A 24,004-nucleotide genomic window follows, 5' to 3' on the forward strand; every position below is an offset into this window, starting at 1 on the left:
ATGGCACGTATACGTGCCACCGAGCGTGCAGTCCCCGTCGCCCTCATCGGGCTGCTCCGCCGCCGACTCGACCTCGCATTCGCGGGCGTCGGTGTCATCGTGCTCGGCCAGGTCGTCACGCAGACCCTCAAGCGCTTCGTGCTGCCCCGGCCCGACCTCGTGGAGGTGTCCGCCCTGCTCCTCGTCGTCGGCGGGATCCTCTGGGGCTCGGGCCTCGCGCAGGGCATCGACGTCACTGCGCAGGACGACACCTGGGAGTCGAACGCGTACCTCGGTGCCAACACCCTCTCCGCGGGCCTCGCAGGCCTCGCCCTCCTGCTCTTCTGGAGCCTCTGGCACCGCCGGGAGATCGCCCCACGAGTCCCCGCACCCTCGAGTCACGGGAAAGTCGTCGAGACACGCTCTTCGTAGGCATCCACTCGACGAATCTCCTGTGACGGCCAGTCTGTCGACCGGAGTCGGTCAACGGGACTCAGGAACCCGGGACCGGAACGATCTCCTCGATCAGCGCCTCGATCCGCGCACGGATCTCGTCACGCACCCGTCGGACACCCGCGGGATCGAGCCCGGCGGGATCGTCGAGTTCCCAGTCCTCGTAGCGTGTGCCCGGGAAGATCGGGCACGCATCCCCGCAGCCCATCGTGATGACGACATCGGACTCGCTGACCGCCTCGGTCGTGAGGATCTTCGGGGTGTTCGAGGCGATGTCGATGCCGACCTCGGCCATCGCCTCGACGGCGTCGGGATTCACGGACTCCCTGGGTGCGCTGCCGGCCGAGAGCACCTCCACCCGATCACCGGCGAGGTGTTCGAGGAATCCTGCCGCCATCTGGGAGCGGCCGGCGTTGTGGACGCAGACGAAGAGCACGGTGGGCATGGTGGTTTCCTCAGAAGGGGGAGTGGGCACAGCAGTCATCAGCAGCACCCTCCTTCGACGGTCGAGCACACGCCGGTCTCCGGCAGGACGAGTTCGACGCGGGACGCGGACTCGACGTCCCCGGCGAGCCACGCGACGACGGACCGCACCTGTTCGTAGCCGGTCTTGAGGAGGAACGTCGGCGCCCGTCCGTAGGACTTCATCCCGACGATGAAGAACCCCGGTTCGGGGTGGGCGAGTTCCTTGAACCCGTGCGGGGAGACGGTGCCGCAGGAGTGCTCGTTCGGGTCGATCATGTCCGCCAGGGCACGCGGCGCCTCGACGACCTCGTCGAGATCGAGGCGGAGCTCGCGCAGCATGTCGAGGTCCGGGCGGAACCCGGTCGACACGACGACGACATCGGTGTCGTGGACGCGCGACTCGGCAGCACCACCGCCGGCAGCCCCTCCACCGGAACCGCCCTCACCGACCGCACCGCCGGACACTCCCGAGGCGTCCCGCCCCACGAGCCGCACTCCCCCGCTCGGCGATTCCTCCGCCGCCACGATCTCGAAGCTCGGCACGAGGTCGATCCGACCGGAGACGACGAGCTCGTCGACACGCGAGCCGAGCGCGCCGCGGCCCTCGAGCTCGTCCTCCGCCGTCGTCACCCGCACGGCCTTCGGGGAGCGGATGAGCCAGGACACCCGCGTCCCCTCCTCGGACCGGGCGAGCCCTGCGAGGGCGATGAGCGTGTTCGCCGCCGAGTGCCCGGCACCGACGACCGTGACGTGCTTGCCCGCGAACCGGGCACGGTCCGACCCGAGGACGTCCGGCAGCGCCGGCACGATCCGGTCGCGCACCGCATCGAGGCCGAGCGGCTCGAGTCCGTTCGAGCCGAGCGGATTGGGGTTCGCCCAGGTCCCTGACGCGTCGATGACGGCCCGGAAGGTCTCGTCACGGACCTCTCCCGAGGCGCCGCGCAGGCGGACGACGAACGGCGCCTCGGCCCGGCCGCGGCTCCGCGACCGGTCCATGCCCTCACGGGTGACGGCGAGGACCTCGACCCCCGTGCGGATGTGCGCGGCGAGGACGGGAAGCTCCGCGAGCGGGGTCACGTACTGCTCGACGAGTTCTTTCCCGTACGGCGCGCGGCTCTCCTTCGGGTGGGTCCACCCGGCGGCCTCGAGGAGGTCCTTCGTCACCGGATCGACGAGGTGCTCCCACGGCGAGAAGAGGCGGGTGTGGCCCCAGTCGGCGACGGCGGCCCCGGGGGTGTCGCGCTTCTCGAGGACGACGAAGTCGATGCCCCGGGCGTGCAGGTGCGCGGCGGCCGCGAGTCCGATGGGGCCTGCTCCGATGACGGCGACCGGCAGCGTACTGAGTCGACCGGTACCCACCGGCTGCGCCACGGGACCCGTGACGAGGCCGGCAGCCAGGGGCGCCTCGGCGGGGTCGCAGCACGCGGAGTCGGAACCCGGCCCACAAGCGGGGGCGTCGGAGCCGACGGGGGTGAGATCGATGAAGCTCGTCATGGCACCGAGCATTCCCCACGGATCGATGACTGTCAATATCGACAGTCATCAATATTTCGCTTACGCTCGTCCCATGACCACGACGCAGACCGCACCGACGCCCGCCGCGGCGATCGTCGACACCCCGGCAGCACCTTCCTGCGACCCGACCTGCGCCCCCGCGGGCGCCGACTGCTGCGCGCCGCTCACCCGGGAACCGCTCGGCGCGGCCGAGGCCGAGGTGCTCGCGAAGAAACTCAAGGCGATCGCGGATCCCACCCGCCTCCGCCTGCTCTCGCTCATCTCCGCGACCGCCGGCACCGAGGCCTGCGTGTGCGACCTGCAGGAGCTCGTCGACCTCAGCCAGCCGACGGTGTCCCACCACCTCAAGGTCCTCACCGACGCCGGCTTCCTCACCCGCACCAAGCGCGGCACCTGGGCGTACTTCGCGCTCGTGCCCGGCGCCCTCACCGAGATCTCGGAGGTCCTCGCACCGTGAGCACGACTCGCACCCCGGGCCATCCCACCGCCGAGGCGCCCCGCACCCCCGGCACGCACGGCACCGACGGCGCACCCGTCGTCGCGCAGATGTCCTTCCTCGACCGGTGGTTGCCGGCGTGGATCCTCCTCGCGATGGCGCTCGGCCTGCTGCTCGGGCGCCTCGTGCCGGGCCTGAACCACGCCCTCGAGGCGGTGACGATCGGTTCGGTGTCCCTGCCGATCGCGCTCGGCCTGCTCGTCATGATGTACCCGGTCCTCGCGAAGGTGCGCTACGACGAGACCCGCCGGATCGCGGCCGACCGGAAACTCATGGGCCTCTCGCTCGTCCTCAACTGGCTCGTCGGCCCGGCTCTCATGTTCGGCCTCGCGTGGCTGTTCCTGCCGGATCTGCCGGAGTTCCGCACCGGCCTCATCATCGTGGGGCTGGCCCGCTGCATCGCGATGGTCCTCGTGTGGAACGACCTCGCGTGCGGTGACCGGGAGGCGACCGCCGTCCTCGTCGCGATCAACTCCGTCTTCCAGGTGCTCGCGTTCGGGCTCCTCGGCTGGTTCTATCTCCAGGTCCTTCCGGGATGGCTCGGACTGCCGACGACGAGCGCCGAGTTCTCCCTGTGGTCGATCGTCCTGAGCGTCCTCGTGTTCCTCGGCATCCCGCTCGTCGCCGGGTTCCTCACCCGTGTCATCGGGGAACGGGTCAAGGGGCGGCAGTGGTACGAGGAGCGGTTCCTGCCGCGGATCGGCCCGTGGGCGCTCTACGGACTGCTCTTCACGATCGTCGTCCTGTTCTCCCTCCAGGGTGAGGCGATCACCTCCGCGCCCTGGGACGTCGTCCGGATCGCACTCCCGCTCCTCGCGTACTTCTTCGTCATGTTCGCCGTCGGGCTGCTCGCCTCGCGGGCGGTCGGGCTCGGCTACGCGAAGTCGACCGCGGTCGCGTTCACCGCGACGGGCAACAACTTCGAACTCGCGATCGCCGTCGCGATCGGCACCTTCGGCGTCACCTCCGGGCAGGCCCTCGCAGGAGTCGTCGGCCCGCTCATCGAGGTGCCTGTCCTCGTCGCCCTCGTCTACGTCACCCTGTGGCTGGGCCCGCGACTCTTCCGCCACGACCCCGAGGTGCCCCGCCGGGGCTGAGCCCCTCCCACCTCGGCGGCCGGTCATCTCGCCTCCACCATCTCTCCACCGTTCCAGAAGGAGCCCCCATGTCCACGACCGAGTCCTCCACCCCCACCGTCCTCTTCGTGTGCTCCCGCAACGGCGGGAAGTCCCAGATGGCCGAGGCACTCATGAAGAAGCACGCACACGGCGCCGTCGACGTCGTGTCCGCCGGCACGAATCCCGGTTCGAAGATCAACGCCCTGTCCGCCGAGGTGATCGCCGAGGCGGGTGCCGACATGTCCGCCGGTGTCCCGAAGGGCATCGACCCGGAGCTCCTGCGCACCGTCGACCGGGTGGTCGTCCTCGGCACCGAGGCGAAGGTCGACCCCGTCGAGGGGATGAAGGCCCCGATCGAGACCTGGGACACCGACGAGCCCTCCCTCCGCGGCATCGAGGGCGTCGAACGCATGCGCCTCGTCCGTGACGACATCGACGCGCGCGTGCAGAAGCTCCTCGCGGAACTCACTGCCTGAGGACGGGTCTCACCCTGCCGCGGGCGTCGCCTCGGCGGCCGATCCTGCCTGCGTCGAGGGTGTCGCGTCCCCGATCGCGTTGAGCCCCTCGGGGACCGTGCCGTTGACCCAGTAGTCGCCGAGCGACCGCGCCCGGAACGGGATCGGGTTGTGGGTCGCGACGGTCTGCGCGTTCCGCCAGTGCCGATCGAGCCCCTTGCCCGCGCTCGTCGCGGAGGCGCCGCTGCACCGGAAGAGGCTCTCCGCGGCGGAGATCGCGAGGTCGGGCACGACCACGTGCGCCGCCTCGACCGCGAGTTCCGCCGCGATCGCCTCCTGCGGCACGTCCGCGGGATCCGCCGACAGGTGCCGGTCGCACGCCGCGCGTGACACATCGAGGGCACGCGCCGCCGAGAGCACGGCCGCTTCGGCCGCGAACGCCTTGCTCGCGATGGTGCCGACCTCTGCGAGGATGAGCGGGTCCTCCCGGAACAGTGCGCCGGATCCGGTGTTGAAGGTCCGCTTCCGCCCGCGCACGAGCGCCGCGGTGTCGTTCCGTGCCGCGCGGGCGATCCCGGCCTGCACCGCGAGGAGCACGACCTGGAAGAACGCGGCCTCGTGGATCGCCTCCTGGGACTTCCCCACGCGCGGCAGCACGGCGTCCTCGGACACCTCGACGTCCTCGAACACGGTCGTCCCCGTACCCGTGAGACGCTGCCCGAATCCGTCCCAGTCGTCGAGGACCGTGACACCCGGAGCATCGGTCCGCACGAGCACGAATCCGCGTTCACCCGGGCGTTCCTCGACGCTCACGCTCACCCGCGTGTAATCGCTGAAGATCGTGCCGGTCGAGTAGTACTTCTTCCCGGTGAGACGGAGACCGTCGGCCGTCCGTGCGAGGGTCGTGTTCAACGTGCCGAGCGCGTTCCCGCCGATCTCCGTCGAGGCGTTCCCCACCGTCACCCCGACGGCGATCCGCGCGTACCAGGCGTCGCGGACCTCCGGCCGCTGCCACGAAAGGGTTTCCGTGAACCCGAGGTGCGAACGGTAGAGATGGGCGACGTTCGAGTCCGCGGCCGCGAGGTCGATGAGAAGGGCGACCGTCGTCTCGATGCTCGCCCCGTACCCACCGGCGGACTCCGGCACCCGCAGGGCACCGAACCGCGCCTCGTCGAGGAGTGCGACCTGCTCGAACGGCAGGACCCGGTCCCGGTCGCGTTGCCCGGCACCTTCCGCGATCTTCGCGAACAGCGGCGCGAAACGCGCGGAGAGTTCTGCGTACGTGCTCATACCCGGGCTCCTTCGGGTTCGGCTGCGGACTCCGCCGAGGCGCCGGTCGCCTCGGATGTACGTGCCGCCTCGGCGGTGAAGGCCCCGCGCCATGCGGCGGCGGGGTGTGTGCTCCCGAGGCGGGCGCCTCGGCCGAAGACCTTCTCCCGGAGGGTGCCGGGTGCGTACTCGCGCTGGGCGAGGCCGCGCGCCCGCAGTTCCGGGAGGACTCCCTCGATGAAGTCGGTGTACGAGCCGGGGAGCACGTGGTTGATGATGTTGATGCCGTCGATGCCCGCGTCCTGCCACTCCTCGAGCCGGTCCGCGATCTGCTCGGGGGTGCCGGCGATCTGCTGCCCGTAGGCGCGGGACTCCGCGATCTCCCGGAGGGTGGGATTGCCCGTGCGGGACACCTTCCGCAGGGTCGCGAGGTGGCCCTGGTTGCCCTCGGTCGAGGCGGTGCCACCGGCGATGTCATCGAGCGTCGCGTCGAGGTCGTGGCCACCGAGGTCCACCCCGAGTCCGCCACCGACGTGGGCGATGATGTAGTCGAGGTCGAGGGTCTCGGCGAATTCCGCCTTCTTCCGTGCGACCTCCTCCTCGGTGCTGCCGACGAGGAAGGACAGTCCGGCGAACACCTTCACGTCCCCCGGTGCTCGACCGGCGGCAACGGCGGCCTCGCGCACGGCGGCGGAGTTCCGGGCGGCGACCTGCGGATTCGGGGCGAAGAGGAACGTGGCCTCGGCGTGGGTGCCGGCGAAGGCCTGTCCGCGCGGAGAGCTGCCTGCCTGGAAGAGGAAGGGCGTGCGCTGCGAGCTCGGTTCGCTCAGGTGCGGGCCGTCGATCGAGTACCTCTCACCGCGGTGGTGGACCTTGTGGACCTTCGCCGGGTCGCCGTAGAGCCCGGAGTCCTTGTCCGCGAGGACCGCGCCCTCGTCCCAGGACCCCTCCCAGAGCTTGTAGCAGGCCTCGAGGTACTCCTCCGCCCAGTCGTAGCGGCGGTCGTGCTTCTCGAGTTCCGCCGCACCGAAGTTCCGGTGCGCGTTCTCGAGGACACTCGTGACGATGTTCCACGCGACCCGCCCCCGGGAGAGGTGGTCGAGGGTGGAGAGCTGCCGGGCGAACTGGAAGGGGTGGGCCTGGATCACCGAACTCGTGAACGCGAGGCCGAGGTGCTCGGTCACCGCGGTGAGCGCCGAGGCGAGGACGAGCGGGTCGTTCGCCGGCACCTGGAGCCCCCGGCGGACGTGGGAGGCGAACCCGCCCTCGTGATCGCCGTAGAGCCCGACGACGTCCGCGAGGAAGAGCGCGTCGAACCGCGCGTCCTCGAGCTGCTGCGCGAGGTCCGTCCACAGTGCGAGTTCGTTGAACCGGTGCTGCTGGGCCTCGGGCCTGCGCCAGTGCCCGCCGAGGATGTGGTTGGGCGTGTTCATGACGAAGGCGCTCAGGAGGAGGCGAGGGCGTTCTCCGCGCGAGCCGGGAGTGGGACGAGTGGTCGACATGTCGCCACGGAACCACTCGGAGCGGGACCGGATTGCCGCCCGCGTCACATGCCTGTCGCGCGGTGTCACAAACAGTCACGGCGGACTCCCGCTTCCCCTCTTGTGCAGGCCTGCCGCGGGGCACACACTGATGCCGAGGCGCCGCACACCTGCGCGGCCACCACCGCGGAGGTGCCCCATGTCCACGAAGATCACCCCCTACATCCGGTTCCGCACCGAGGCCCGTCAGGCCTTCGAGTTCTACGCCGAGGTGCTCGGCGGATCCGCGCAGATCGCCTCGATGGGCGACTTCGACGCCGCACCCACCCCCGAGGACGCGAACCTCGTCATGCACGCCCAGATCGACCTGCCGAACGGGTTCTCGCTCATGGGGTCGGACACCCCCTCGTTCATGGAGTACGACCCGGGAGCGAGGATCGCGGTCGCACTCCACGGCGGGCCCGAAGACCTCGAGGAGTTCACCCGGATCTTCGACGCGCTCGCGGAGAAGGGCCAGGAACTCCAGCCCCTCACCGAGGCGCCCTGGGGTGGCACCTTCGGCATGGCCCTCGACGCCTGGGGCGTCCAGTGGATGATGAATGTCAACGGTGCACCGCGGGAGACCGAACCGGCGGAGTGACGGCGTCTCCGCTGAGGAGCTCCCTCGCACGAGCGAGTTACACAACACTCACCTTTCGCAATTCCGGGGCGCGCAACTAGACTGCGGAGCATGACTGACACCACTCTCGTCTCCACCGCCTCGGTCGCGACCGAGCGCCCTGCCCGGTACGGCAAGCAGCTCGCCTCCCACATGGGCCGCAAGGTTCCCTTCACCTGGGACGAGGAGGCCGGTGCGGGCACGGTCGAGTTCGCCGACGGTGCGGTGCTCGGCACTCTCCGCGCGCTCGACGGCGCACTCCACATGACCGTCGAGGGCCCCGCCGACTCGATCGAGCGTTTCGAGGCGGTCCTCGGCCGGCACCTCGTGAAGTTCGGCCAGCGCGAGGACATGGTGTGCGTCTGGGAACGCTCCGACGGCACCCCGGGAACCGAGTGGCGCTCGGCGGACGTGGTCGAGAAGAGCGAGGAGAAGTCCGCACAGCCCACCGCCGAGGCGCCCCGCGGCTGACCCAGCGCTCCTCCCGTCCGGCCGACGTCCCGTCGTCACACTCCGAAGTCGTCACACTCCGAAACACCGCATTTGACTTCGCCTCGAACGGTCGTACAGTTGTCGGCAGATGTTCCGGGGACGGTGAGATTCCGTACCGGCGGTGACAGTCCGCGACCCGCGGCGGCCCATGAAAGTCATGGCCCCACGGTTGACTCGGTGGAATTCCGAGACCGACAGTAAAGTCTGGATGGGAGGAACACGGGCAGCTCGCCCGCACCCGCAGCACCGGTGGAGACACCGGCACGGCGGAGGTGGACAGGCCGCCCACACGGACGCACGCGTCCGTGAGTGATCGTCGAACCGTTCGGCGCCCACCGCTCCCACTCTCCTGGAACGCAGGAGGGTGACATGACATCGAGTCGGAGCGACCGGGACCGGGCGGTTCTTTCATGCCCGAACGCTGCGTCTCCGAACTCAGCACTCCTCGACACTCCGCTGCCGGACTCCGCACTGCCGGACTCAGCGCTCCTCGACGCCGCAGTCCTCGACACCGCCATGCAGTCCGCCCTGGCCGCCGCACTCGACGGTCCGCGGGGCGCGAACCCCCTCGTCGGAGCCGCGGTCATCGCCGCCGACGGGCGGATCGTCACCGGCCGGCACCTCGGCGCCGGGACCCCGCACGCCGAGGTCGACGCGATCACCCGCGCCCGGGCCGCCGGGATCGACCTCACGCGGAGCACCCTCGTCGTCACCCTCGAACCCTGCAACCACACGGGCCGCACCGGGCCGTGCACCGGCGCGATCCTCGATGCCGGGATCCCCCACGTCGTCCACGCGATCGACGATCCGAACCCGCAGGCAGCCGGCGGTGCCGCGCTGCTCCGCGCCCGTGGCGTGCACGTCGAATCCGGCGTCCGTGCCGCGGAGGCCACCGCACTCAACGACCGCTGGTTCCGCGCCTACCGCGAGGGCCGTCCCTTCGTCACCCTCAAGCTCGCGCAGAGCCTCGACGGGAAGGTCGCGGCCGCCGACGGCACGAGCCGGTGGATCACCTCGGCCGCCTCCCGCGCCCACGCCCACACCGTCCGGACCCGTGTCGACGGGATCCTCGTCGGCACCGGCACAGTCCGGGCCGACGACCCGCAGCTCACCGCCCGAGGCGCCGACGGAGCCCTCCTCGACCGGCAGCCGAGGCCCGTCGTCCTCGGATCGACGCCCCTTTCGCCGGAGTCGCACCTCGCACGGAATCCCCGGACGCTGCACCTCGGCGCCGGTGACGACGCCGGTGACGAGGCACCCACTCCGCTCCCCGACCACCTCCGCACGGCCGCCGCAGAGGGGATCTCCCACCTCCTCGTCGAGGGCGGGCCTACCGTGAGCGGCGCGTTCCTCGCCGCCGACCTCGTCGACGAGATCCACCTCTACACCGCGCCGATCCTCCTCGGCGACGGGCTGCCCGCGGTCAGGGGCCTCGGAGCCACGACCTTGCTCGAGGCCCACCGGTTCGTCCTCGACGCGGCCGATTCCACGAGCAGCAACCCCGCGGTACTCGGCCCCGACGTCCTCACCCGGCTCGTCCCGGCACCCGCGCCGTCCCCCGACCTTCCGTCCACCTCCACCCCCGAGATCTGAGGAGCCTGCGTGTTCACCGGAATCATCGAATCGCTCGGCACGGTCACCGACATCACCGTGCACGAGAACGGCTCGTTCGCTCGCATCACCGTCGATGCCGGCGACATCGTCACCGATTTGCCGCGCGGCGGCTCGCTCGCGGTCAACGGCGTGTGCCTCACCGCGGTCCCCGTCGACTCCGCCGACACTGTCACCAGCACCGACACCGCCGGCACCGACACCGGCACCTCGCGCGGCTCCTTCACCGCCGACGTCATGGGCGAGACCCTCGAACGCACGGCCCTCGGAGCCCTCGCGGCGGGCAGCCGCGTCAACCTCGAGAGGTGCATGCCCGCCGGCGGTCGGTTCGACGGACACGTCGTCCAGGGTCATGTCGACGGCGTCGGCACCGTGAGTGCCTTCGAGGACCTCGGCGGATGGGTGCGGATGCGTGTCGACATCCCCTCCGACCTCGCCCGCTACACCGCCGAGAAGGGCTCGATCGCCCTCAATGGCACGAGCCTCACGCTCACCGCCGTGAGCCCGGCGGATACCGCACAGCCGTGGGTCGAGGTCGGTCTCATCCCGGCGACGCTCGAGCACACCGTCTTCGGCACCGCCGCGGTCGGCGACCGCGTGAATGTCGAGGTCGACGTCCTCGCGAAGTACGCCGAACGCCTCCTGGGCTTCGGCGCTCGTCCCTCCACCGTCGCCGGTTCGGCCGAGTCCGCATCCGTCGACATCCCAGCACCCGGCAGCACTGCACCCGCACCCACCGAGGAGCACGCATGACCTCCATCGACCCCGTAGCCACACCAGAACTCGCATCCGTCGACCCCGCACCCACGGGCACCGCAGACACAGGCGCCGCGAGCACAGGCACCACCCCCACAGGCGCCGCGCCCACGGCCTCGGGTTCCGCCCTGCGACCGCTCGACCCGATCGACCGTGCGATCGCGGAAGTCGCCGCGGGCCGCCCGATCGTCGTCGTCGACGACGAGGACCGCGAGAACGAGGGCGACCTCGTCATGGCCGCCGAGTTCGCGACCCCGGAGTGGATGGGCTTCCTCATCCGCTACACGTCCGGCGTCGTGTGCGCACCGATGACCGCCGAGCGCGCCGCGTTCATGAAGCTCCCGCCCATGGTGTCCGCGAACGAGGACCCCAAGGGCACCGCGTACACCGTGAGCTGCGACGCCGTCGCCGGCACCTCGACCGGCATCAGCGCCGCCGACCGCGCCACCACGGTCCGTGTCCTCGCCGACCCCGGGGCGACCCCGGCCGACATCTCCCGCCCCGGGCACGTCTTCCCGCTCGTGGCGAAGGACGGCGGGGTCCGGGAACGCGACGGCCACACGGAGGCGGGGGTCGAGTTCTCGCGCCTCGCCGGGGCCCACCCGGTGTCCGTCATCGCGGAACTCGTCCACGACGACGGTTCGATGATGCGGCTGCCTGCGCTCCTCGACTTCGGGGCGGAGCACGGCCTCGCAGTCGTGTCGATCGAGGACCTCCGTGCCTGGCTGGACGCACGGGATGCCGAGAACACCGCCCTCCCCACCGCCGAGGCACCGGCCATCACCCGGCCGGACGGCGCCCCGTCCGCCCTCCCCACCGCGACCGGCGGCACGCCGGTGACGCTCCCGTCGGCCTTCGGTGACTTCCGTGCCCGCGCGTGGACGGTGGAGGGAGTCGAGCACCTCACGATCGAGCGGGAGGTGCGCGGCGCCTCGGCGGCGGATGTGGGTCGTCCGGACGACGCGGGTCGGCCGGAGGAGGTGGAAGCACAGACCGCGCCGCTCGTCCGCCTGCACTCGGAATGCCTCACCGGCGACGTCTTCGGGTCCCACCGGTGCGACTGCGGCGAGCAGCTGCACGTCGCGCTCGAGCGGATCGCGGCCGAGGGCGGTGTGCTCGTGTACCTGCGCAACCACGAGGGGCGCGGGATCGGACTGGCGAACAAGCTCGCGGCGTACGCGCTCCAGGAACAGGGGCGGGACACCGTGGACGCGAACCTCGACCTCGGGTTCGCCGACGACGAGCGCTCCTACGAGGCGGCCGCGGCGATCCTCCACGAGCTCGGCATCGACCGGGTGCGGCTCATGACGAACAACCCGGCGAAGGCGGAGGCGCTCACCGCGCTCGGCCTCGCCGTCACCGAGAACGTCCCGGTCGAGGTGCCCGCCCGACCGGAGAACGCGCGGTACCTCGAGACGAAACGCGTGCGCATGCGGCACACGCTGAGCGCTCCGCGGGGGACCGCTTCGGGGACGGTTTCGACCACCACTCACCAGGAACTCAGCCAGGAACTCAGCGAAAGGAAGGTGTCCTGATGGCAGGACATGGTGCGCCGGTGCTGGCGCCGCAGAAGACGGACAAGACCCTCGCGATCGTCGCGTCCTCGTGGCACGACGAGGTGATGGATGGGCTCATCGCGGGCGCGCAGAAGGCCGCGGCGGAGGCCGGGATCGAGCCGACGCTCGTCCGAGTCCCCGGCAGCTTCGAACTGCCCGTCGTCGCGCAGAAGCTCGCGGCCTCGCACGACGCCGTCGTCGCCCTCGGGGTCGTCATCCGTGGCGGCACCCCGCACTTCGACTACGTGTGCGCGGCGGCCACGGACGGCCTGAACCGTGTCGCGCTCGACACCGGCACGCCCGTCGGCTTCGGTCTCCTCACGTGCGACACCGACGAGCAGGCCCTCGACCGCGCGGGGCTCCCCGGTTCGCAGGAGGACAAGGGCTACGACGCCGCCGTCGCCGCGCTCGCGACCGCGGAGATCCTCGCGGGGCTGTGAGCAGCACCGCCGAGGTGTGACCCTCGATCAGCTGTGCGATCCGGGACGAGGAACCGCCGTCGAATCGTCCCGGACTGCGCAGTTGATCAGGTCCCTGCCCGGTACCACTCCCCGGCCCACGGACCGACAGTCAGGCGCCTTCGATCCGACTGCAAAAGTCCCCAGGCCCACTGACTCGTCGAGCATCTTCCGCTTTCGAGACGGAATCGAACCGGCATTGACGAGATCGACCTCGTACCCCAACAGGTCCTTCAGTAGACGTCGCGCTCCGGCCAGACTGAATGCATCGGCGCCAGGGTCCATGTCCACGAGCAGATCGATGTCGGACGACGCAGTGTCCTCACCGCGCGCCGTGGAACCGAAGACGCGGGGATTCCGCGCTCCGACGGCGGCAAGGATCGCGCGTACCTCGTTCGCGTGCTCCCGCAGAGCGTGTGACGGCGGCCCACCCGATTCGCTCATGCTTCGACTCTACGAGCCGACGAACGGGTCGACCAGTGAGCACCTGCCTCAGCTCGTGAGGCGGTCCCAGGCGAGCGCGGCGCGGAACACCTTCCCCATGAGGTGATTGCCGGTGCCCGACCTCGGAATGCCCGCCCAGCGACCGGGGTTCCACGCGAGTTCGTCCGTGCGACCGGCGACGACCGCCTCGGCGACCGCGAGGAGCACGCTCTGGTGGGCGTCGAGAGCGCTGTGCCCGTGGTCCGGCACGTCGACGAGCACCCCGTGCTGCGCCTGCTCGACGATCGCCTCCGCCACCGGCCGAGGCGTCCGCAGGTCTCGCCGTCCGCTCACCACCGCGATGGGGCCGGGATACTCCGGCAGCGCGGCGGCGATGTCGACATCGGGTCCTTCGAACGGGGAGTAGCCCGCGGCGGCCTCACGGAACCGGTCCGCGGCGGAGAAGGGGCTGTCCGGGACGACCCCGTACCCGAGTTCCCGGTACGCGATCTCGTTCACGAGGTCGACCGCGAACACCATCGGCCGGTCCGATTCGAAATCCTTGCCACCGAGGGAGGTCAGGAACTCCCGGGTCCGCCGCGCCTTCCCGAGCCGCAGCTGGTTGAGGTACGCATCGAGCACCTCGGGGCCGGCGAACTCGTGGAGGATCCGCGCGTGTTCACCGAGTTCGGCTTCGGGAATCGGGGTTCCGGCGGACGCGCCCGCGATCGGGCCATCCTCCACGAGGGACCGGAACTTCGGGGTGTCGAGCACCGCGGCCGCGTACCGCGCGACAGTCTCTCTGTCAGAAGGTGCGGCAGGCTGTGCGGCGGATTGAGCGGCGGGTTGAGCGGCAGTCGGCGACACCTCGAGCATCGGCGAGTCGAGGACGAGCCCCGCAACCCGGTCGGGGTGGACCACGGCGAACGCCTGCGCGACATAGGTGCCGTACGAGGAGCCGACGACGACGGCCCGATCGATCCCCTCGGCGTCGAGGATCGCCGCGAGGTCGTCGACGACGAAACGCGACCGCATCGCCTCACGCGGCAGGAGCGTGCCGTCCGGGCGCACCCGCGACAACCCGGTACCGCGGTGATCCATCATGACGACGTCGAGGCCCCGCTTCACGGCCGCCTCCCGGAACCGCGCGTACATGAGCACGGACGCCAGTCCCGGCCCACCGGGGACCACGACGATCGGCACGGAGGTGCCGGGGTCGACGAGCGGTCCGGAAGCTGTCGCCCGGTTCCGCACGTACGTGAGGTCGAAGACGTCCTCGTCCGCGCTGAGGCGCCCGACACCGTCGTCGACGACGGGTCGCCGCACCGTGTGCACACCGGGCATCGCCCGGGCATGCTCCTCCATCTTCACGGCGGCGCGCTCTGCCTGCGTCGTCATCATGCGAACACCGTCGTCATCATGCGAACACCTCGACCTCGTCGATCGCCTCGGACAGGAAGTCACGCACCGCGGCGGCGTACTCACGCGGGTGTGCGAAGTGGAAGTTGTGCCCGGACTTCACCCGGACGAACTCGACATCGGGGATGAGGTCGGCGGCACGGTCCGCATCGTCCGCGTCCATCGCCGCGCGGAGGATCCCGTCGTCCGAGTACTCCCAGTCGCATGCGACGAGGAGGGCGGGCACCCCGATCGCCGCGAGGGTGAGCTCGTGGTCGAAGTGCTCGTGGAAGGCACCGGTGTAGAACGCCTCACCGAAGGCCGGGTCGTAGGAGTCGAGGCCGCGCATGAGTTCGTTCATGGCCGGCGGCATCCACGGCCAGGTGACGGGCGCCTCGGGGTTCGCCTCCCGCTTCCGCAGGCCGGAGGCCCGCAGTGTCGGTTCGAGGCCCTCGAAGAGGGCGAAGAACGCACCGTGCTCCAGGTAGAACTCCACGAAGTCGTCGGTCCACTCCGGGTCCGTGTTCTCGCCCTCGTCGGCATCCTGCGGTTGTGAGACGAACGCATGGGCGGCGCTCGCGAGGTCGACGTGGTTCCACGTCCGCAGGGCGCGCGGGTGTTCGGAGGAGAAGAACGGCGGGTCCTCGAGGATCACCGCGGCCACGACATCCGGTCGGGAGGCCGCCATCCACGCGGCGACGAGCCCGCCCGAGGAGTGCCCGGCCACGACGACCTGCTCACCGATGACACCCTCCGCGAAGTCCGCGACGAGTTCCCCGAGGACCGGTCCGTGGTAGAGGTCGGGGTCGAACTCGGACTCCCCGTGTCCGGGCAGGTCGATCGCGAAGACGTGGAAGTCGGCGGCGAGTTCGCGCATGGCCCGCGCGTAGTTCCACAGATCGCTGCCCTGGCCGGGGACGAGGAGGAGTGCCGGGCCGTTGTCGGGGCCTTCCGCGAAGTGGAGGTCGTACCCGTTCACGAGGGTGTGGGCGGTCCGGAATCCCGCACGTTCGGCACGCCACCGGTCGAGCGCGGCGTAGGTCGTGGTGTGGAGCGCGAACCCGCCGGCGGCGAGCGCGGCACCGCCGAGGAGTGCGGCGGTCCCGGCGAGCGCGAGGGCGCCGGGGTTCGGTCGAGGGCAGGTGCGGGCCGGTTCCGCGGTCCGGGAGAACGCGCCGAGGAGCTTCGAAGGACGGGAGGACGAGGTCGGAGCGGTCATGGACGGCCTTTCGGGTCGTCGGTCTCTTCGCTGCTCACACTATCCGCAACGTCGCTCCGGTCGTCGGACCTCGCTCACATCTCAGCGGCACTCCCCCGCGTGGCGCTCGCACCACGGGGTCGTCCCCGGGAAGTGACGCCGGTTGCGTGCGACCCACTGGTAGAGCGCGTCGATCGCGTGCGCGATCCCCGGGACCGAGGTCGTCCGCGCGAGCACTCCGCGCACGCCCGATCGCTGCCCGAGCAGTACGTCGACGATCGCCGCGATCGCCTGCGCGCCGCCGATCCTCCGCCCCGCGGCATCGATCGCCCACACCTGGTAGTCGACCATCTCCTTCGTGAGGCCGTACTTCTCGCGGACCTCCGGCACCTGGTTCGCCACGAGCTCGATCCGGTCCGCCCGGTCGACGCGTTTCACGGCTTCCATGCTGCGGGTGCACATCCCGCAGTACCCGTCGAAGAGAACGGTGAGTTCGGCCATCGGAGGGCTCCTTGCACGTGTGGACGAGGGCGTGTGTTCCGAGCGTAAACGTTCCCGCTGCACGACCCGGGGTCGTGGCGTGTGCCGGGTTTCTTCGCGTCCACCTTCCCGTGGCGCCCCTCACCGTATTCGTGGCGCCCGCGGCCGCCCGGTTACCCTTGAGGGATGACCTCCGAAGCCGAGTGGAACCGGACCGCGTACGCTGCGGCCGCCCAGGTCCTCCACCAGTATTCCACGTCGTTCTCCCTCGCCGCGCGCACCCTGCCGCGCCGCGTGCGCATGCACATCGCGGCGATCTACGCCGTCGTCCGCGTTGCCGACGAGATCGTCGACGGCGCCTGGCCCACCGCCTCCCCGGAGGCCACCGCCGAGGCGCTCCACGACTACCGACACCGCGTCGCCCGAGCCGTCGACGCGGGCTTCTCCACCGACCCGTGCGTCCATGCCTTCGCGCTCACCGCGCGCGCCACCGGGATCGGGCCGGCCCACTGGGACCCGTTCTTCGCGTCGATGCTCGAGGACGTCGACCCGCAGCCGCACGACCGCGAGTCCCTCTCCCGGTACGTCCACGGGTCCGCCGAGGTCGTCGGCGAGATGTGCGTCCTCGCGTTCTTCGACGGCGATTTCGACCCTGTCCGCGCCGAGGTCCGTGCCCGGATCGTCGCCGGTGCCCACGCCCTCGGGTCGGCGTTCCAGAAGGTGAACTTCCTGCGGGACCTCGGGGTCGATTCGGCGGTCCTCGAACGCACGTACCTGGGCGCAGACATCACGCCCGGCTCCGCTACCGACCCCACGGTTACAGGCTCCACGGTCACTGGCTCCACGGGCGGTTTCAGCGACGACACGAAGACCGCGTTCGTCGCGGAGATCGCCGCGGAGCTCGACCTCGCAGCCTCCACGATCGACCTCCTCCCGGCCGGGGTCCGCCCCGCTGTCCGTACCGCGCACGGGATCTTCGCCGAGCTCAACGCCCGGATCGGCCGGACGCCCGCCCACGAACTCCTCACCCGCCGTGTCCGGGTGCCCGATGCCCGCAAACTCCTCATCGCCGGCAGGGCTTTCTCGGGTAGGGCTGTCTCGGGCAGGGCTTCCACCGGGGCACGCGCATGACAGGCGCTGCCGCCGGCCCGCACACGGCGTCACCGCACACGGTCGTCGTCGGCGGCGGCATCGCCGGGCTCGCGACCGCTGCGCTCCTCGCCCGTGAGGGCCACTCTGTCGATCTCCTCGAACGGGGCGCCGAGGTGGGCGGCCGCGCGGGCCTCCACGTCGATGGCGGTTTCCGTTTCGACACCGGGCCGAGCTGGTACCTCATGCCCGAGGTCTTCGACCACTTCTTCCGCCTCTTCGGCACCTCGAGCGCCGAACAACTCGACCTCGTGCCCCTCGACCCCGGCTACCGGGTGTTCCCCGAACCCGTCCCGTCTCCCGGTGGCGCCGGTCTCCCCACCCGGCTCGGTCTCCCCACCCGGCTCGGTCTCCCCACTCACGAGGCGCCTCGGGCACTCCCGATCGACGTCCCCCGGGGCCGGGCCCGGGTCCTCGAGCTGTTCGAACGGCTCGAACCCGGGTGCACGCCGCGGGTGAACGCGTATCTCGACACGGCCTCGGAGGCGTACGACCTCGCGCTGCGGCACTTCCTCTACACGACTTTCGCGGACCTCACGAGGCTCGCGCACCCGGAGGTCGTGCGGCGTGCGGGCACGCTCATGACGCTGCTCGGCACCTCGCTGGCGGAGCGGATCGAGGCGACGGTGCAGCACCCGGTGCTCCGGCAGATGCTCGGGTACCCGGCGGTGTTCCTCGCGAACCGCCCGGACCGGACCCCGGGGATCTACCAGCTCATGAGTCGGCTCGACCTCGTCGACGGGGTCGACTACCCCCGCGGCGGGATGCGGACCGTCATCGACGCGATCGCGCGCATTGCGGTGGACGCCGGCGTGCGGATCCACACGAACACCGAGGTGACGGCGTTGCACGTCCGGAGATCCGGCATCGCTCGCAGGGTGAGGGGTGCGGGACCGGGAAGGGTCACCGAGGTCGTCGCCCGCACTCCGGACGGGCTCGAGGTGTTCACCCCCGACATCGTCGTCACGACCGCCGATCTCCACCACGTGGAGACGCAGCTGCTCCCCGCCCGTTTCCGATCGATCCCTGCACGGGCATGGCGGCGGAAGAACCCAGGAATGGGCGGCCTCGTCATGATGCTCGGAGTCGAGGGCCGGGTGCCGGAGCTCGAGCACCACAATCTCTTCTTCACCCGCGACTGGGACGCGAACTTCGATGCGGTGTTCGGTGGGACGAACGGTCAGAGCGGGAAGGCGGCTCGGCCCGGCGGCGGCCCGCGGGAGCGCCGCCGCGGCACACCTTCCGCGATCCCGACCCCCGCCTCGGTGTACGTGTGTGCGCCCTCGCGGACGGACCCGACGGTCGCGCCGACCGGTCGCGAGAACCTCTTCGTCCTCGTCCCGATGCCCACCGATGTATCCGCCCGTGCCGGAGATCCCGCGTTCGAGGCCGCCTGTGACCGGATCGTCGACCAGGTCGGGGCCTGGGCAGGAGTGCCGGGCCTCCGCAGCCGGGTCGTCTCCCGACGGACGATGGGACCGGGCGATTTCGTCACCGAGTTCCATGCGTGGCGGGGAACGGTGCTCGGGCCGGCACACACTCTGTTCCAGAGCGTCTGGTTCCGCGGCAGGCCGCAGAACCCGAAGGTCGGCAACCTCTTGCACGCGGGTGCGTTCAGTGCGCCCGGCGTCGGACTGCCGATGTGCCTCATCGGCGCGGAGAACGTGCTCAAGGCCGTCCGCGGCGACACCTCGGGCGGGTGGGTGCACGACACCGGCGCGCGGGGGCCGTCGTGAAGTGGCTCTACCTCGGGTGTCTCCTGTTCTCGACGTTCGGCATGTGCATGCTCGACCTGCGCTACCGGCTCTTCTGGTTCGCGCACTGGCGTCGCGCCGCACTCGTCCACGGCTTCGGTGTGCTCGTATTCCTCCTGTGGGATGTCGCAGGGATCCTCACGGGGAGCTTCTCCCAGGGCGACTCGCCCTACTTCTCGGGCATCTCCCTCGCCCCCGAGATGTCGCTCGAGGAACCCTTCTTCCTTTTCTTCCTGTGCTGGATCACGATGAACGTGTACTGCGGCAGCGCACGGCTCGTCTCGCGGGCGCGGGGCGGGAGAGCGGGCTCGCGCACGGCATCGGAGCCGAATCCCGCCGATGCGCCCGCGCGATCCGGCGCGCCCGAGCGATCCGACACGACCGAGCGGCCAGCCGCGTCCGAGCGGCCAGCCACGTCCGAGCGAACCGAGCAGAGGGGGACGGCATGACGTACACACTCGTGAATCTCGTGTTCCTCGCGGTCGCGGTGGGGTTGCTCGTGGCCGCGATCCGGGTATCGCGCACCTCCTTCCGTGCGGACACCTCGGGAACCGCCGGGGTGTCCGGTGTCGCTCTCCTCGTCACCGCGGTGCTCCTCGTCGTCCTCACCCTCGTGTTCAACAACCTCATGATCGCCGCGGGTTTCGTCGACTACGGGCATGCACAGACCTCGGGCATCCGGATCGGTGTCATGCCGGTCGAGGACCTCGCGTACACCGTGTTCGCGGTCCTCGCGCTCCCGGCCCTGTGGACCGTGCTCGGGAACCGGAGCGCAGCCCTGTCCGGCACCCCGGCGCCGGAGCGCCGGGAGTCCGGGGCGCCTCGGCGGCGGTCCTCCACGCCCGAGGCGCCCCGCGCCGCAGGAGACCATGATGCGTGAGCTGCTGCTCGCCTCCCGGCCGATCTCCTGGGTGAACACCGCGTTCCCGTTCGGCGCGGCGTACCTGTTGGCGGGTGCCCCGGTCGACCTCGTGTTCGTGCTCGGATGCCTGTTCTTCCTCGTGCCGTACAACCTCGCGATGTACGGGATCAACGACGTCTTCGACTACGAGTCGGACCTCCGGAACCCGCGCAAGGGCGGGGTCGAGGGTGGGCTCGTGTCGAGGGAGGTCGCGGCGGTCGTGCATCCGCGGATCCTGTGGGCGTCGGCGGCGATCTGTCTGCCGTTCGTCCTGTTCCTCCTCGTCGTGGGGTCGTGGGTGTCGAACGCGATCCTCGTGCTCGCACTCTTCGCCGTGGTCGCGTACAGCGTGCGGGGCCTCCGGTTCAAGGAGATCCCGGTGCTCGATTCCCTCACGAGCTCGACGCATTTCTCCGCGCCGGCGTGGCTCGGGGTGGCGCTGGCGGCGGCGGACGGACGCAGCGAGGACCTCGCGGATGTCGCGACCTCGGGCGCGGTGACGGTGCTCGGACATGGGGCGGCGGAGGCGTTGCCGACGCCAGCCGGGTGGCTCGTCCTTCTCGCATTCTTCCTGTGGGGCTGCGCCGCGCACGCGTTCGGCGCCGTCCAGGACGTCCTCCCCGATCGGGCCGGCGGTCTGCGCTCGATCGCCACGGCTTTCGGTGCGCGGGCCACGGTGCGATTGTCGACGATGACGTTCGTCGTCGCCGGGGTCGTGCTCGTTGCTGGTGGGCTGTTCGGACCGGGTGGGGTGTTCGGTGGCGGGTTCGCCGGGTGGCCCGTGGCCGTGGCCGGATTGCTCGCGGTCCCGTACGTGTGGAACACCGGCCGATTCTGGAACGTCACCGACGACACGAGTGCCGGTACGAACCGCGGGTGGAAGCTCTTCATCCGGCTCAATTACGTCGTCGGATTCCTCGCGACGCTGCTCATGATCGTCGTCGTGGTCGCCGTCGGGTAGGCACCGTCAGGCCAGGCGGCGGGAAGCCGCCAAGGAAGCCGCCGGGGAGAGTGTTCGGGGCCGGGTTGAACGCTCACTTCGCCCACGGCAGCAGTTTGCTCCGTGAAACAGGAATCGACCTGGTGCACGGAGGGCAAAGTGCTGGATTCGCTCCGTGGGCAGAGCCGGCTCTCGCGCGAGATCCGCGGTCTCCAACTTTTCCACAATTTACGAATGGCATCTGTTCCTGCTCGAGGCCCGTCGATAGTGTCGGAAACATGACCCCGCCGCGCTCCCCTCGTTCGCATGCCGCATCCGGTATCTCTGCCTCGACTCCCGGAGTTGCGGCCCGTCGGCGTCCGTGTCGTCCTGCCTTCGCGCTCGCAGCGAGCCTCACTGTCGCGCTCGCACTCGCAGCGTGCGGCACCGACGACGGCGAGCCGCACGAACTCGTCACACCGACGGCGACCGAAGCTGCCGCCGGGGCACCGACGCCCGGCGACGATTCGACATCACCCACGGAGGACGACACGACCCAGGCCCCCGGGCACCGCTCCAGCTGGAACCGGCGGTGATCATGATCGGGAGAGCGAGGACAGCTCCGACAGCGGCGCGACCGACGAGGGAATCCCGGGCCCGCCCGACTACACGACCGACCTCGCGCTCTCGGTGAAGGAAAAGGAAGCTGCCGACGCAGCAGTGGCCGCCCTCGAGGAATACATCGCGGTGTCGAACGAGGTATTCAGCGCCGGCGGCGAAGGAGCCGAGAAGTTCAAGGACGTCGCAAGTGATGCGGTACTCCTTCAGTCGCAAGCCGACGCCGGACAACTCGAGTCCGAGGGCTGGAGGTTCGACGGAGGCATCACGAATTACGGGTATGACGTGACGGAAGTCGACCTCAAGGAAGGTGCCGAGTCGCCTATCAGTTATGTGCGACTTCAAGCGTGTTACTCCGAATCCGCTTTCTCGCTCGTGGACACTCACGGTGACGCGGTAGGTACTCCAGCACCGAACGACCCGACCTTTGAGTACGTCATCGGAAACTACGACGAACAGTGGCTCGTATCTGAGCAGAATCTCGTGAGCAACTACTGCTCATGAAGGCCGAATTGAAAGCAATTTCCGCAGTCGCCGCGACAGTCATACTTCTGTTCATGCTCGCGATGACGGGACCAGCATTTGCCGCTACCGGCGGCTGCGGCTTCATTGGAAAACGCAGCGCGGGTTGTGGCGTCTCGATTTCAGCAGGTTCTGGTGAGAACAGTGTTCCCGCCGGGTTAGTGAATCTCCTTGGGCAAGGTCGGCCCGCGTACATTTGCGCCTTTCCAGCGCCAGAGGAACCCTCCTCCGACGAACCACCCGAACCCGTCGTTCTCCCCTGGGTCACCACCGCCGACTTCCAGTCCTTCGATATCCCCGCCAGCGACTTCCACGCCGTCCCCGCGGCCTGGGCCGTCACCAACCGCGAAACCGGCTTCTACGCAGACGGCAGCACCCGCTACATCGACCTCGAACTCCTCGGCTTCCCCGTCCAGGTCCGCGCCACACCCGTCCGATACGAATGGGACTTCGGCGACGGCACCACCTACTCCACCACCAACACCGGCGGCACACCCGAGACCGTCGACGAAGCCACCATCACCCACAGCTACACCGAACCCGGCCCCGTCACCGTCCGCCTCACCACCGTGTACTCCGGAATGTTCTCCATCGCCGGCGGCAACTGGATCATCATCGAAGGCACCGCCTCCGTCGACAGCGAACCCCTCCCCTTCGAGGTCTTCCGCTTCCACAAGTACCTCGTCGAGGAGAACTGCATCGAGAACCCCGACGGCCCCGACTGCGGCTGACCGCCCCACCCGACCGGCGGTGGCCGGCCTGGCTCGCCTCACCCGCCCTGGACGACTCGCCCTGCGGTGGAGCCGACACGCACCTTGCGGGCTAAGCTCGATTATGCGACGTAGTACGCAGACTCGAACCTCGGGTTCCGCTCGGAATTCAGAAGGGCGGCGGGTCGTCGAGTCCGCCGGTGTGCCAGACCGCGGCGGCAGCCGATGAGCTTCCACGGTCGACTCCGCGACCGGCGTCGCTGCCGAGATCGGCGATAGAGGTGCGTTCTACCGCGGCGACAGTGCCGACGGGGCCGAGGACATCGCGAACACGTGCTCCTCCGGGCGCACTCGGGCCTTCAGGCGTGCTGGGACCTCTCGGTGCGGAGAGGCCTGCAGGACCACGACCGGCACCGCCGTTCCCTGGAGCGCCACCCCCGCAGTCGGAACCCCCACCGCCGCCGGAATCACCGTCGGAACCGCCACCGCCGCCGGAATCACCGTCGGAGTCGTCACCGCCGTCGGTCAGGCGTCGGAACTGCTCCGCGTGCATCACTTCCACCGGATCCCCCGGAGGAAACACCGTGACCTCGTTCCCGTAGGGCAGCACCCACCGCACACCCCCATCAGGGGTCTTGAATACGCGGAGTCTCCTGTCGGTCTTCGCCTGATGATGACGTTTACACAACGGGTGCAGGTTCTCGAGCACGGTCAACCCACCCGCATCCGGGTTCTCGTGGTTGTACTCCTGTATGTGGTCCATTTCCGATTTCGCAGCCTGCCTCGTGCACCCCGGTGCGGTGCAGTATCTCCACTGCTGGATGAGGGCCGCTCGTACATCCGGTGGAATCGCGTACTTCTTCGCTCTCGCATCGATCGGGGTGCCTGTTGCCGGGTCCGTGAGCACCCGGACCAGGGTTCTCGAGTAACCGGCGAGGGTTCTCGCGACTTCCGCCGGGACCGGGGAACCATCCGGGAAAGTGCCCGGCAGAAGTCCGCCGCCAAGGCCGTTCCCATCGCCTGGACTGCCGCTGCGGCCGTACCCGTCACCGTTCCGGTGACCGGTTCCGTCCCCTTCGCCGCTGCCGTTACTGTCGCCGTTGAGGTTCCCGAACACGCTCAGGTACGGGACCGTCACCACCACCTGCGCCTGATTCCGCAGATAATCCC

General features: G+C 70.0%; 26 protein-coding genes and 1 riboswitch. Of the genes, 17 read left to right on the forward strand and 9 right to left on the reverse strand.

The annotated features are described in order from the left end of the window. Positions 1–411 (forward strand): hypothetical protein, encoded by a 411-nt coding sequence (locus tag ABD172_RS12115; protein ID WP_344309988.1) that lies wholly within the window; start codon positions 1–3, stop codon positions 409–411. Positions 412–472: 61 nt separating this feature from the next. Here ABD172_RS12115 and ABD172_RS12120 read toward each other — a convergent pair whose 3' ends face one another. Then, the gene (locus ABD172_RS12120; protein WP_344309990.1) at positions 473–916 is read right to left on the reverse strand and encodes an arsenate reductase ArsC; all 444 of its coding nucleotides are present in this window, start codon (positions 914–916) and stop codon (positions 473–475) included. Continuing rightward, complete coding sequence (locus ABD172_RS12125) at positions 916–2,391, reverse strand: FAD-dependent oxidoreductase (protein WP_344309992.1); 1,476 nt, start codon at positions 2,389–2,391, stop codon at positions 916–918. Before ABD172_RS12125 ends, ABD172_RS12120 begins: the two co-directional genes overlap by 1 nt. A gap of 73 nt (positions 2,392–2,464) precedes the next feature. Here ABD172_RS12125 and ABD172_RS12130 point away from each other — a divergent pair, with 73 nt between their 5' ends. The 3 genes from ABD172_RS12130 to ABD172_RS12140 all read left to right on the forward strand — a co-directional run bounded on the left by ABD172_RS12130 (position 2,465) and on the right by ABD172_RS12140 (position 4,502). Then, the gene (locus ABD172_RS12130) at positions 2,465–2,869 is read left to right on the forward strand and encodes an ArsR/SmtB family transcription factor (protein WP_344309994.1); all 405 of its coding nucleotides are present in this window, start codon (positions 2,465–2,467) and stop codon (positions 2,867–2,869) included. 89 nt (positions 2,870–2,958) lie between these two features. Continuing rightward, positions 2,959–4,005, forward strand: coding sequence for an ACR3 family arsenite efflux transporter (arsB, locus tag ABD172_RS12135; protein WP_344310032.1), 1,047 nt, complete (start codon positions 2,959–2,961; stop codon positions 4,003–4,005). A 68-nt stretch (positions 4,006–4,073) separates the two neighbouring features. Continuing rightward, positions 4,074–4,502 carry an arsenate-mycothiol transferase ArsC gene (locus ABD172_RS12140; RefSeq protein WP_344309996.1) on the forward strand — a complete coding sequence of 143 codons (429 nt, stop codon included), beginning with the start codon at positions 4,074–4,076 and terminating at the stop codon, positions 4,500–4,502. Between the two features lie 9 nt (positions 4,503–4,511). Here ABD172_RS12140 and ABD172_RS12145 read toward each other — a convergent pair whose 3' ends face one another. Both ABD172_RS12145 and ABD172_RS12150 read right to left on the reverse strand, forming a co-directional pair. Continuing rightward, positions 4,512–5,771, reverse strand: a complete 1,260-nt coding sequence (locus ABD172_RS12145) for an acyl-CoA dehydrogenase family protein (RefSeq protein ID WP_344309998.1) — start codon at positions 5,769–5,771, stop codon at positions 4,512–4,514. Next, positions 5,768–7,252: an NtaA/DmoA family FMN-dependent monooxygenase gene (locus ABD172_RS12150; protein WP_344310000.1), complete on the reverse strand. Its 1,485-nt coding sequence runs from the start codon at positions 7,250–7,252 to the stop codon at positions 5,768–5,770. Before ABD172_RS12150 ends, ABD172_RS12145 begins: the two co-directional genes overlap by 4 nt. A 178-nt stretch (positions 7,253–7,430) precedes the next feature. Between ABD172_RS12150 and ABD172_RS12155 the strand changes: the two genes are divergently transcribed. From ABD172_RS12155 to ribH, 6 genes are all read left to right on the forward strand, one after another. Beyond that, complete coding sequence (locus ABD172_RS12155; RefSeq protein ID WP_344310002.1) at positions 7,431–7,871, forward strand: VOC family protein; 441 nt, start codon at positions 7,431–7,433, stop codon at positions 7,869–7,871. Positions 7,872–7,961: 90 nt separating this feature from the next. Next, positions 7,962–8,360, forward strand: a complete 399-nt coding sequence (locus ABD172_RS12160; RefSeq protein WP_344310004.1) for a DUF2218 domain-containing protein — start codon at positions 7,962–7,964, stop codon at positions 8,358–8,360. A gap of 106 nt (positions 8,361–8,466) precedes the next feature. After that, a riboswitch (FMN riboswitch) is annotated at positions 8,467–8,605 on the forward strand. 145 nt (positions 8,606–8,750) lie between these two features. Continuing rightward, positions 8,751–9,974, forward strand: coding sequence for a bifunctional diaminohydroxyphosphoribosylaminopyrimidine deaminase/5-amino-6-(5-phosphoribosylamino)uracil reductase RibD (gene ribD / locus ABD172_RS12165; protein ID WP_344310006.1), 1,224 nt, complete (start codon positions 8,751–8,753; stop codon positions 9,972–9,974). A 9-nt stretch (positions 9,975–9,983) separates the two neighbouring features. Next, positions 9,984–10,745, forward strand: a complete 762-nt coding sequence (locus ABD172_RS12170; RefSeq protein ID WP_344310007.1) for a riboflavin synthase — start codon at positions 9,984–9,986, stop codon at positions 10,743–10,745. Further along, a complete protein-coding gene (gene ribB, locus ABD172_RS12175) occupies positions 10,742–12,283 on the forward strand; it encodes a 3,4-dihydroxy-2-butanone-4-phosphate synthase (RefSeq protein WP_344310008.1) in 1,542 nt (513 codons plus the stop codon). Before ABD172_RS12170 ends, ribB begins: the two co-directional genes overlap by 4 nt. Beyond that, positions 12,283–12,744, forward strand: a complete 462-nt coding sequence (gene ribH / locus ABD172_RS12180; protein ID WP_344310009.1) for a 6,7-dimethyl-8-ribityllumazine synthase — start codon at positions 12,283–12,285, stop codon at positions 12,742–12,744. The genes ribB and ribH overlap by 1 nt, the downstream gene beginning before the upstream one ends. A gap of 27 nt (positions 12,745–12,771) precedes the next feature. Here the strand turns inward: ribH and ABD172_RS12185 are convergent, their stop codons facing one another. The 4 genes from ABD172_RS12185 to ABD172_RS12200 all read right to left on the reverse strand — a co-directional run bounded on the left by ABD172_RS12185 (position 12,772) and on the right by ABD172_RS12200 (position 16,282). Continuing rightward, entirely contained in the window at positions 12,772–13,206 is a 435-nt protein-coding gene (locus tag ABD172_RS12185; RefSeq protein ID WP_344310011.1) for a nucleotidyltransferase family protein, read from the reverse strand. Positions 13,207–13,254: 48 nt separating this feature from the next. After that, positions 13,255–14,586, reverse strand: coding sequence for an alpha/beta fold hydrolase (locus tag ABD172_RS12190; protein WP_344310013.1), 1,332 nt, complete (start codon positions 14,584–14,586; stop codon positions 13,255–13,257). Between the two features lie 16 nt (positions 14,587–14,602). After that, a complete protein-coding gene (locus ABD172_RS12195; protein ID WP_344310015.1) occupies positions 14,603–15,802 on the reverse strand; it encodes an alpha/beta fold hydrolase in 1,200 nt (399 codons plus the stop codon). 81 nt (positions 15,803–15,883) lie between these two features. Beyond that, positions 15,884–16,282, reverse strand: a complete 399-nt coding sequence (locus tag ABD172_RS12200; RefSeq protein WP_344310017.1) for a thiol-disulfide oxidoreductase DCC family protein — start codon at positions 16,280–16,282, stop codon at positions 15,884–15,886. A 165-nt stretch (positions 16,283–16,447) separates the two neighbouring features. On the opposite strand from ABD172_RS12200, the gene ABD172_RS12205 reads away from it, so the two are divergent. The 7 genes from ABD172_RS12205 to ABD172_RS12235 all read left to right on the forward strand — a co-directional run bounded on the left by ABD172_RS12205 (position 16,448) and on the right by ABD172_RS12235 (position 22,855). After that, positions 16,448–17,392 (forward strand): phytoene/squalene synthase family protein, encoded by a 945-nt coding sequence (locus ABD172_RS12205; protein ID WP_344310019.1) that lies wholly within the window; start codon positions 16,448–16,450, stop codon positions 17,390–17,392. Beyond that, positions 17,389–19,146: a phytoene desaturase family protein gene (gene crtI, locus ABD172_RS12210; protein ID WP_344310020.1), complete on the forward strand. Its 1,758-nt coding sequence runs from the start codon at positions 17,389–17,391 to the stop codon at positions 19,144–19,146. Before ABD172_RS12205 ends, crtI begins: the two co-directional genes overlap by 4 nt. After that, positions 19,143–19,613: a lycopene cyclase domain-containing protein gene (locus ABD172_RS12215; protein WP_344310022.1), complete on the forward strand. Its 471-nt coding sequence runs from the start codon at positions 19,143–19,145 to the stop codon at positions 19,611–19,613. Before crtI ends, ABD172_RS12215 begins: the two co-directional genes overlap by 4 nt. Continuing rightward, entirely contained in the window at positions 19,610–20,044 is a 435-nt protein-coding gene (locus tag ABD172_RS12220) for a lycopene cyclase domain-containing protein (protein WP_344310024.1), read from the forward strand. The genes ABD172_RS12215 and ABD172_RS12220 overlap by 4 nt, the downstream gene beginning before the upstream one ends. Continuing rightward, positions 20,034–21,026, forward strand: a complete 993-nt coding sequence (locus tag ABD172_RS12225) for a prenyltransferase (RefSeq protein WP_344310025.1) — start codon at positions 20,034–20,036, stop codon at positions 21,024–21,026. Before ABD172_RS12220 ends, ABD172_RS12225 begins: the two co-directional genes overlap by 11 nt. A 648-nt stretch (positions 21,027–21,674) precedes the next feature. Further along, entirely contained in the window at positions 21,675–22,106 is a 432-nt protein-coding gene (locus ABD172_RS12230) for a hypothetical protein (RefSeq protein ID WP_344310026.1), read from the forward strand. Then, complete coding sequence (locus ABD172_RS12235; protein WP_344310028.1) at positions 22,103–22,855, forward strand: PKD domain-containing protein; 753 nt, start codon at positions 22,103–22,105, stop codon at positions 22,853–22,855. The genes ABD172_RS12230 and ABD172_RS12235 overlap by 4 nt, the downstream gene beginning before the upstream one ends. A gap of 148 nt (positions 22,856–23,003) precedes the next feature. Here the strand turns inward: ABD172_RS12235 and ABD172_RS12240 are convergent, their stop codons facing one another. Further along, positions 23,004–23,978 carry an HNH endonuclease signature motif containing protein gene (locus ABD172_RS12240; protein ID WP_344310034.1) on the reverse strand — a complete coding sequence of 325 codons (975 nt, stop codon included), beginning with the start codon at positions 23,976–23,978 and terminating at the stop codon, positions 23,004–23,006. Positions 23,979–24,004: the final 26 nt, after the last annotated feature.

The organism is Brevibacterium samyangense, from assembly GCF_039529845.1.
GTDB lineage: Bacteria > Actinomycetota > Actinomycetes > Actinomycetales > Brevibacteriaceae > Brevibacterium > Brevibacterium samyangense.

What these genes read in the sequence shown, in the direction of transcription:
- ABD172_RS12115 (WP_344309988.1), top strand. Translation starts at nt 1, where the DNA reads ATGGCACGTATACGTGCCACCGAGCGTGCAGTCCCCGTCGCCCTCATC.
- ABD172_RS12120 (WP_344309990.1), bottom strand. Translation starts at nt 916, where the DNA reads ATGACTGCTGTGCCCACTCCCCCTTCTGAGGAAACCACCATGCCCACC.
- ABD172_RS12125 (WP_344309992.1), bottom strand. Translation starts at nt 2,391, where the DNA reads ATGACGAGCTTCATCGATCTCACCCCCGTCGGCTCCGACGCCCCCGCT.
- ABD172_RS12130 (WP_344309994.1), top strand. Translation starts at nt 2,465, where the DNA reads ATGACCACGACGCAGACCGCACCGACGCCCGCCGCGGCGATCGTCGAC.
- arsB (WP_344310032.1), top strand. Translation starts at nt 2,959, where the DNA reads ATGTCCTTCCTCGACCGGTGGTTGCCGGCGTGGATCCTCCTCGCGATG.
- ABD172_RS12140 (WP_344309996.1), top strand. Translation starts at nt 4,074, where the DNA reads ATGTCCACGACCGAGTCCTCCACCCCCACCGTCCTCTTCGTGTGCTCC.
- ABD172_RS12145 (WP_344309998.1), bottom strand. Translation starts at nt 5,771, where the DNA reads ATGAGCACGTACGCAGAACTCTCCGCGCGTTTCGCGCCGCTGTTCGCG.
- ABD172_RS12150 (WP_344310000.1), bottom strand. Translation starts at nt 7,252, where the DNA reads ATGTCGACCACTCGTCCCACTCCCGGCTCGCGCGGAGAACGCCCTCGC.
- ABD172_RS12155 (WP_344310002.1), top strand. Translation starts at nt 7,431, where the DNA reads ATGTCCACGAAGATCACCCCCTACATCCGGTTCCGCACCGAGGCCCGT.
- ABD172_RS12160 (WP_344310004.1), top strand. Translation starts at nt 7,962, where the DNA reads ATGACTGACACCACTCTCGTCTCCACCGCCTCGGTCGCGACCGAGCGC.
- ribD (WP_344310006.1), top strand. Translation starts at nt 8,751, where the DNA reads ATGACATCGAGTCGGAGCGACCGGGACCGGGCGGTTCTTTCATGCCCG.
- ribB (WP_344310008.1), top strand. Translation starts at nt 10,742, where the DNA reads ATGACCTCCATCGACCCCGTAGCCACACCAGAACTCGCATCCGTCGAC.
- ribH (WP_344310009.1), top strand. Translation starts at nt 12,283, where the DNA reads ATGGCAGGACATGGTGCGCCGGTGCTGGCGCCGCAGAAGACGGACAAG.
- ABD172_RS12185 (WP_344310011.1), bottom strand. Translation starts at nt 13,206, where the DNA reads ATGAGCGAATCGGGTGGGCCGCCGTCACACGCTCTGCGGGAGCACGCG.
- ABD172_RS12190 (WP_344310013.1), bottom strand. Translation starts at nt 14,586, where the DNA reads ATGATGACGACGCAGGCAGAGCGCGCCGCCGTGAAGATGGAGGAGCAT.
- ABD172_RS12195 (WP_344310015.1), bottom strand. Translation starts at nt 15,802, where the DNA reads ATGACCGCTCCGACCTCGTCCTCCCGTCCTTCGAAGCTCCTCGGCGCG.
- ABD172_RS12200 (WP_344310017.1), bottom strand. Translation starts at nt 16,282, where the DNA reads ATGGCCGAACTCACCGTTCTCTTCGACGGGTACTGCGGGATGTGCACC.
- ABD172_RS12205 (WP_344310019.1), top strand. Translation starts at nt 16,448, where the DNA reads ATGACCTCCGAAGCCGAGTGGAACCGGACCGCGTACGCTGCGGCCGCC.
- crtI (WP_344310020.1), top strand. Translation starts at nt 17,389, where the DNA reads ATGACAGGCGCTGCCGCCGGCCCGCACACGGCGTCACCGCACACGGTC.
- ABD172_RS12220 (WP_344310024.1), top strand. Translation starts at nt 19,610, where the DNA reads ATGACGTACACACTCGTGAATCTCGTGTTCCTCGCGGTCGCGGTGGGG.
- ABD172_RS12225 (WP_344310025.1), top strand. Translation starts at nt 20,034, where the DNA reads ATGATGCGTGAGCTGCTGCTCGCCTCCCGGCCGATCTCCTGGGTGAAC.
- ABD172_RS12235 (WP_344310028.1), top strand. Translation starts at nt 22,103, where the DNA reads ATGAAGGCCGAATTGAAAGCAATTTCCGCAGTCGCCGCGACAGTCATA.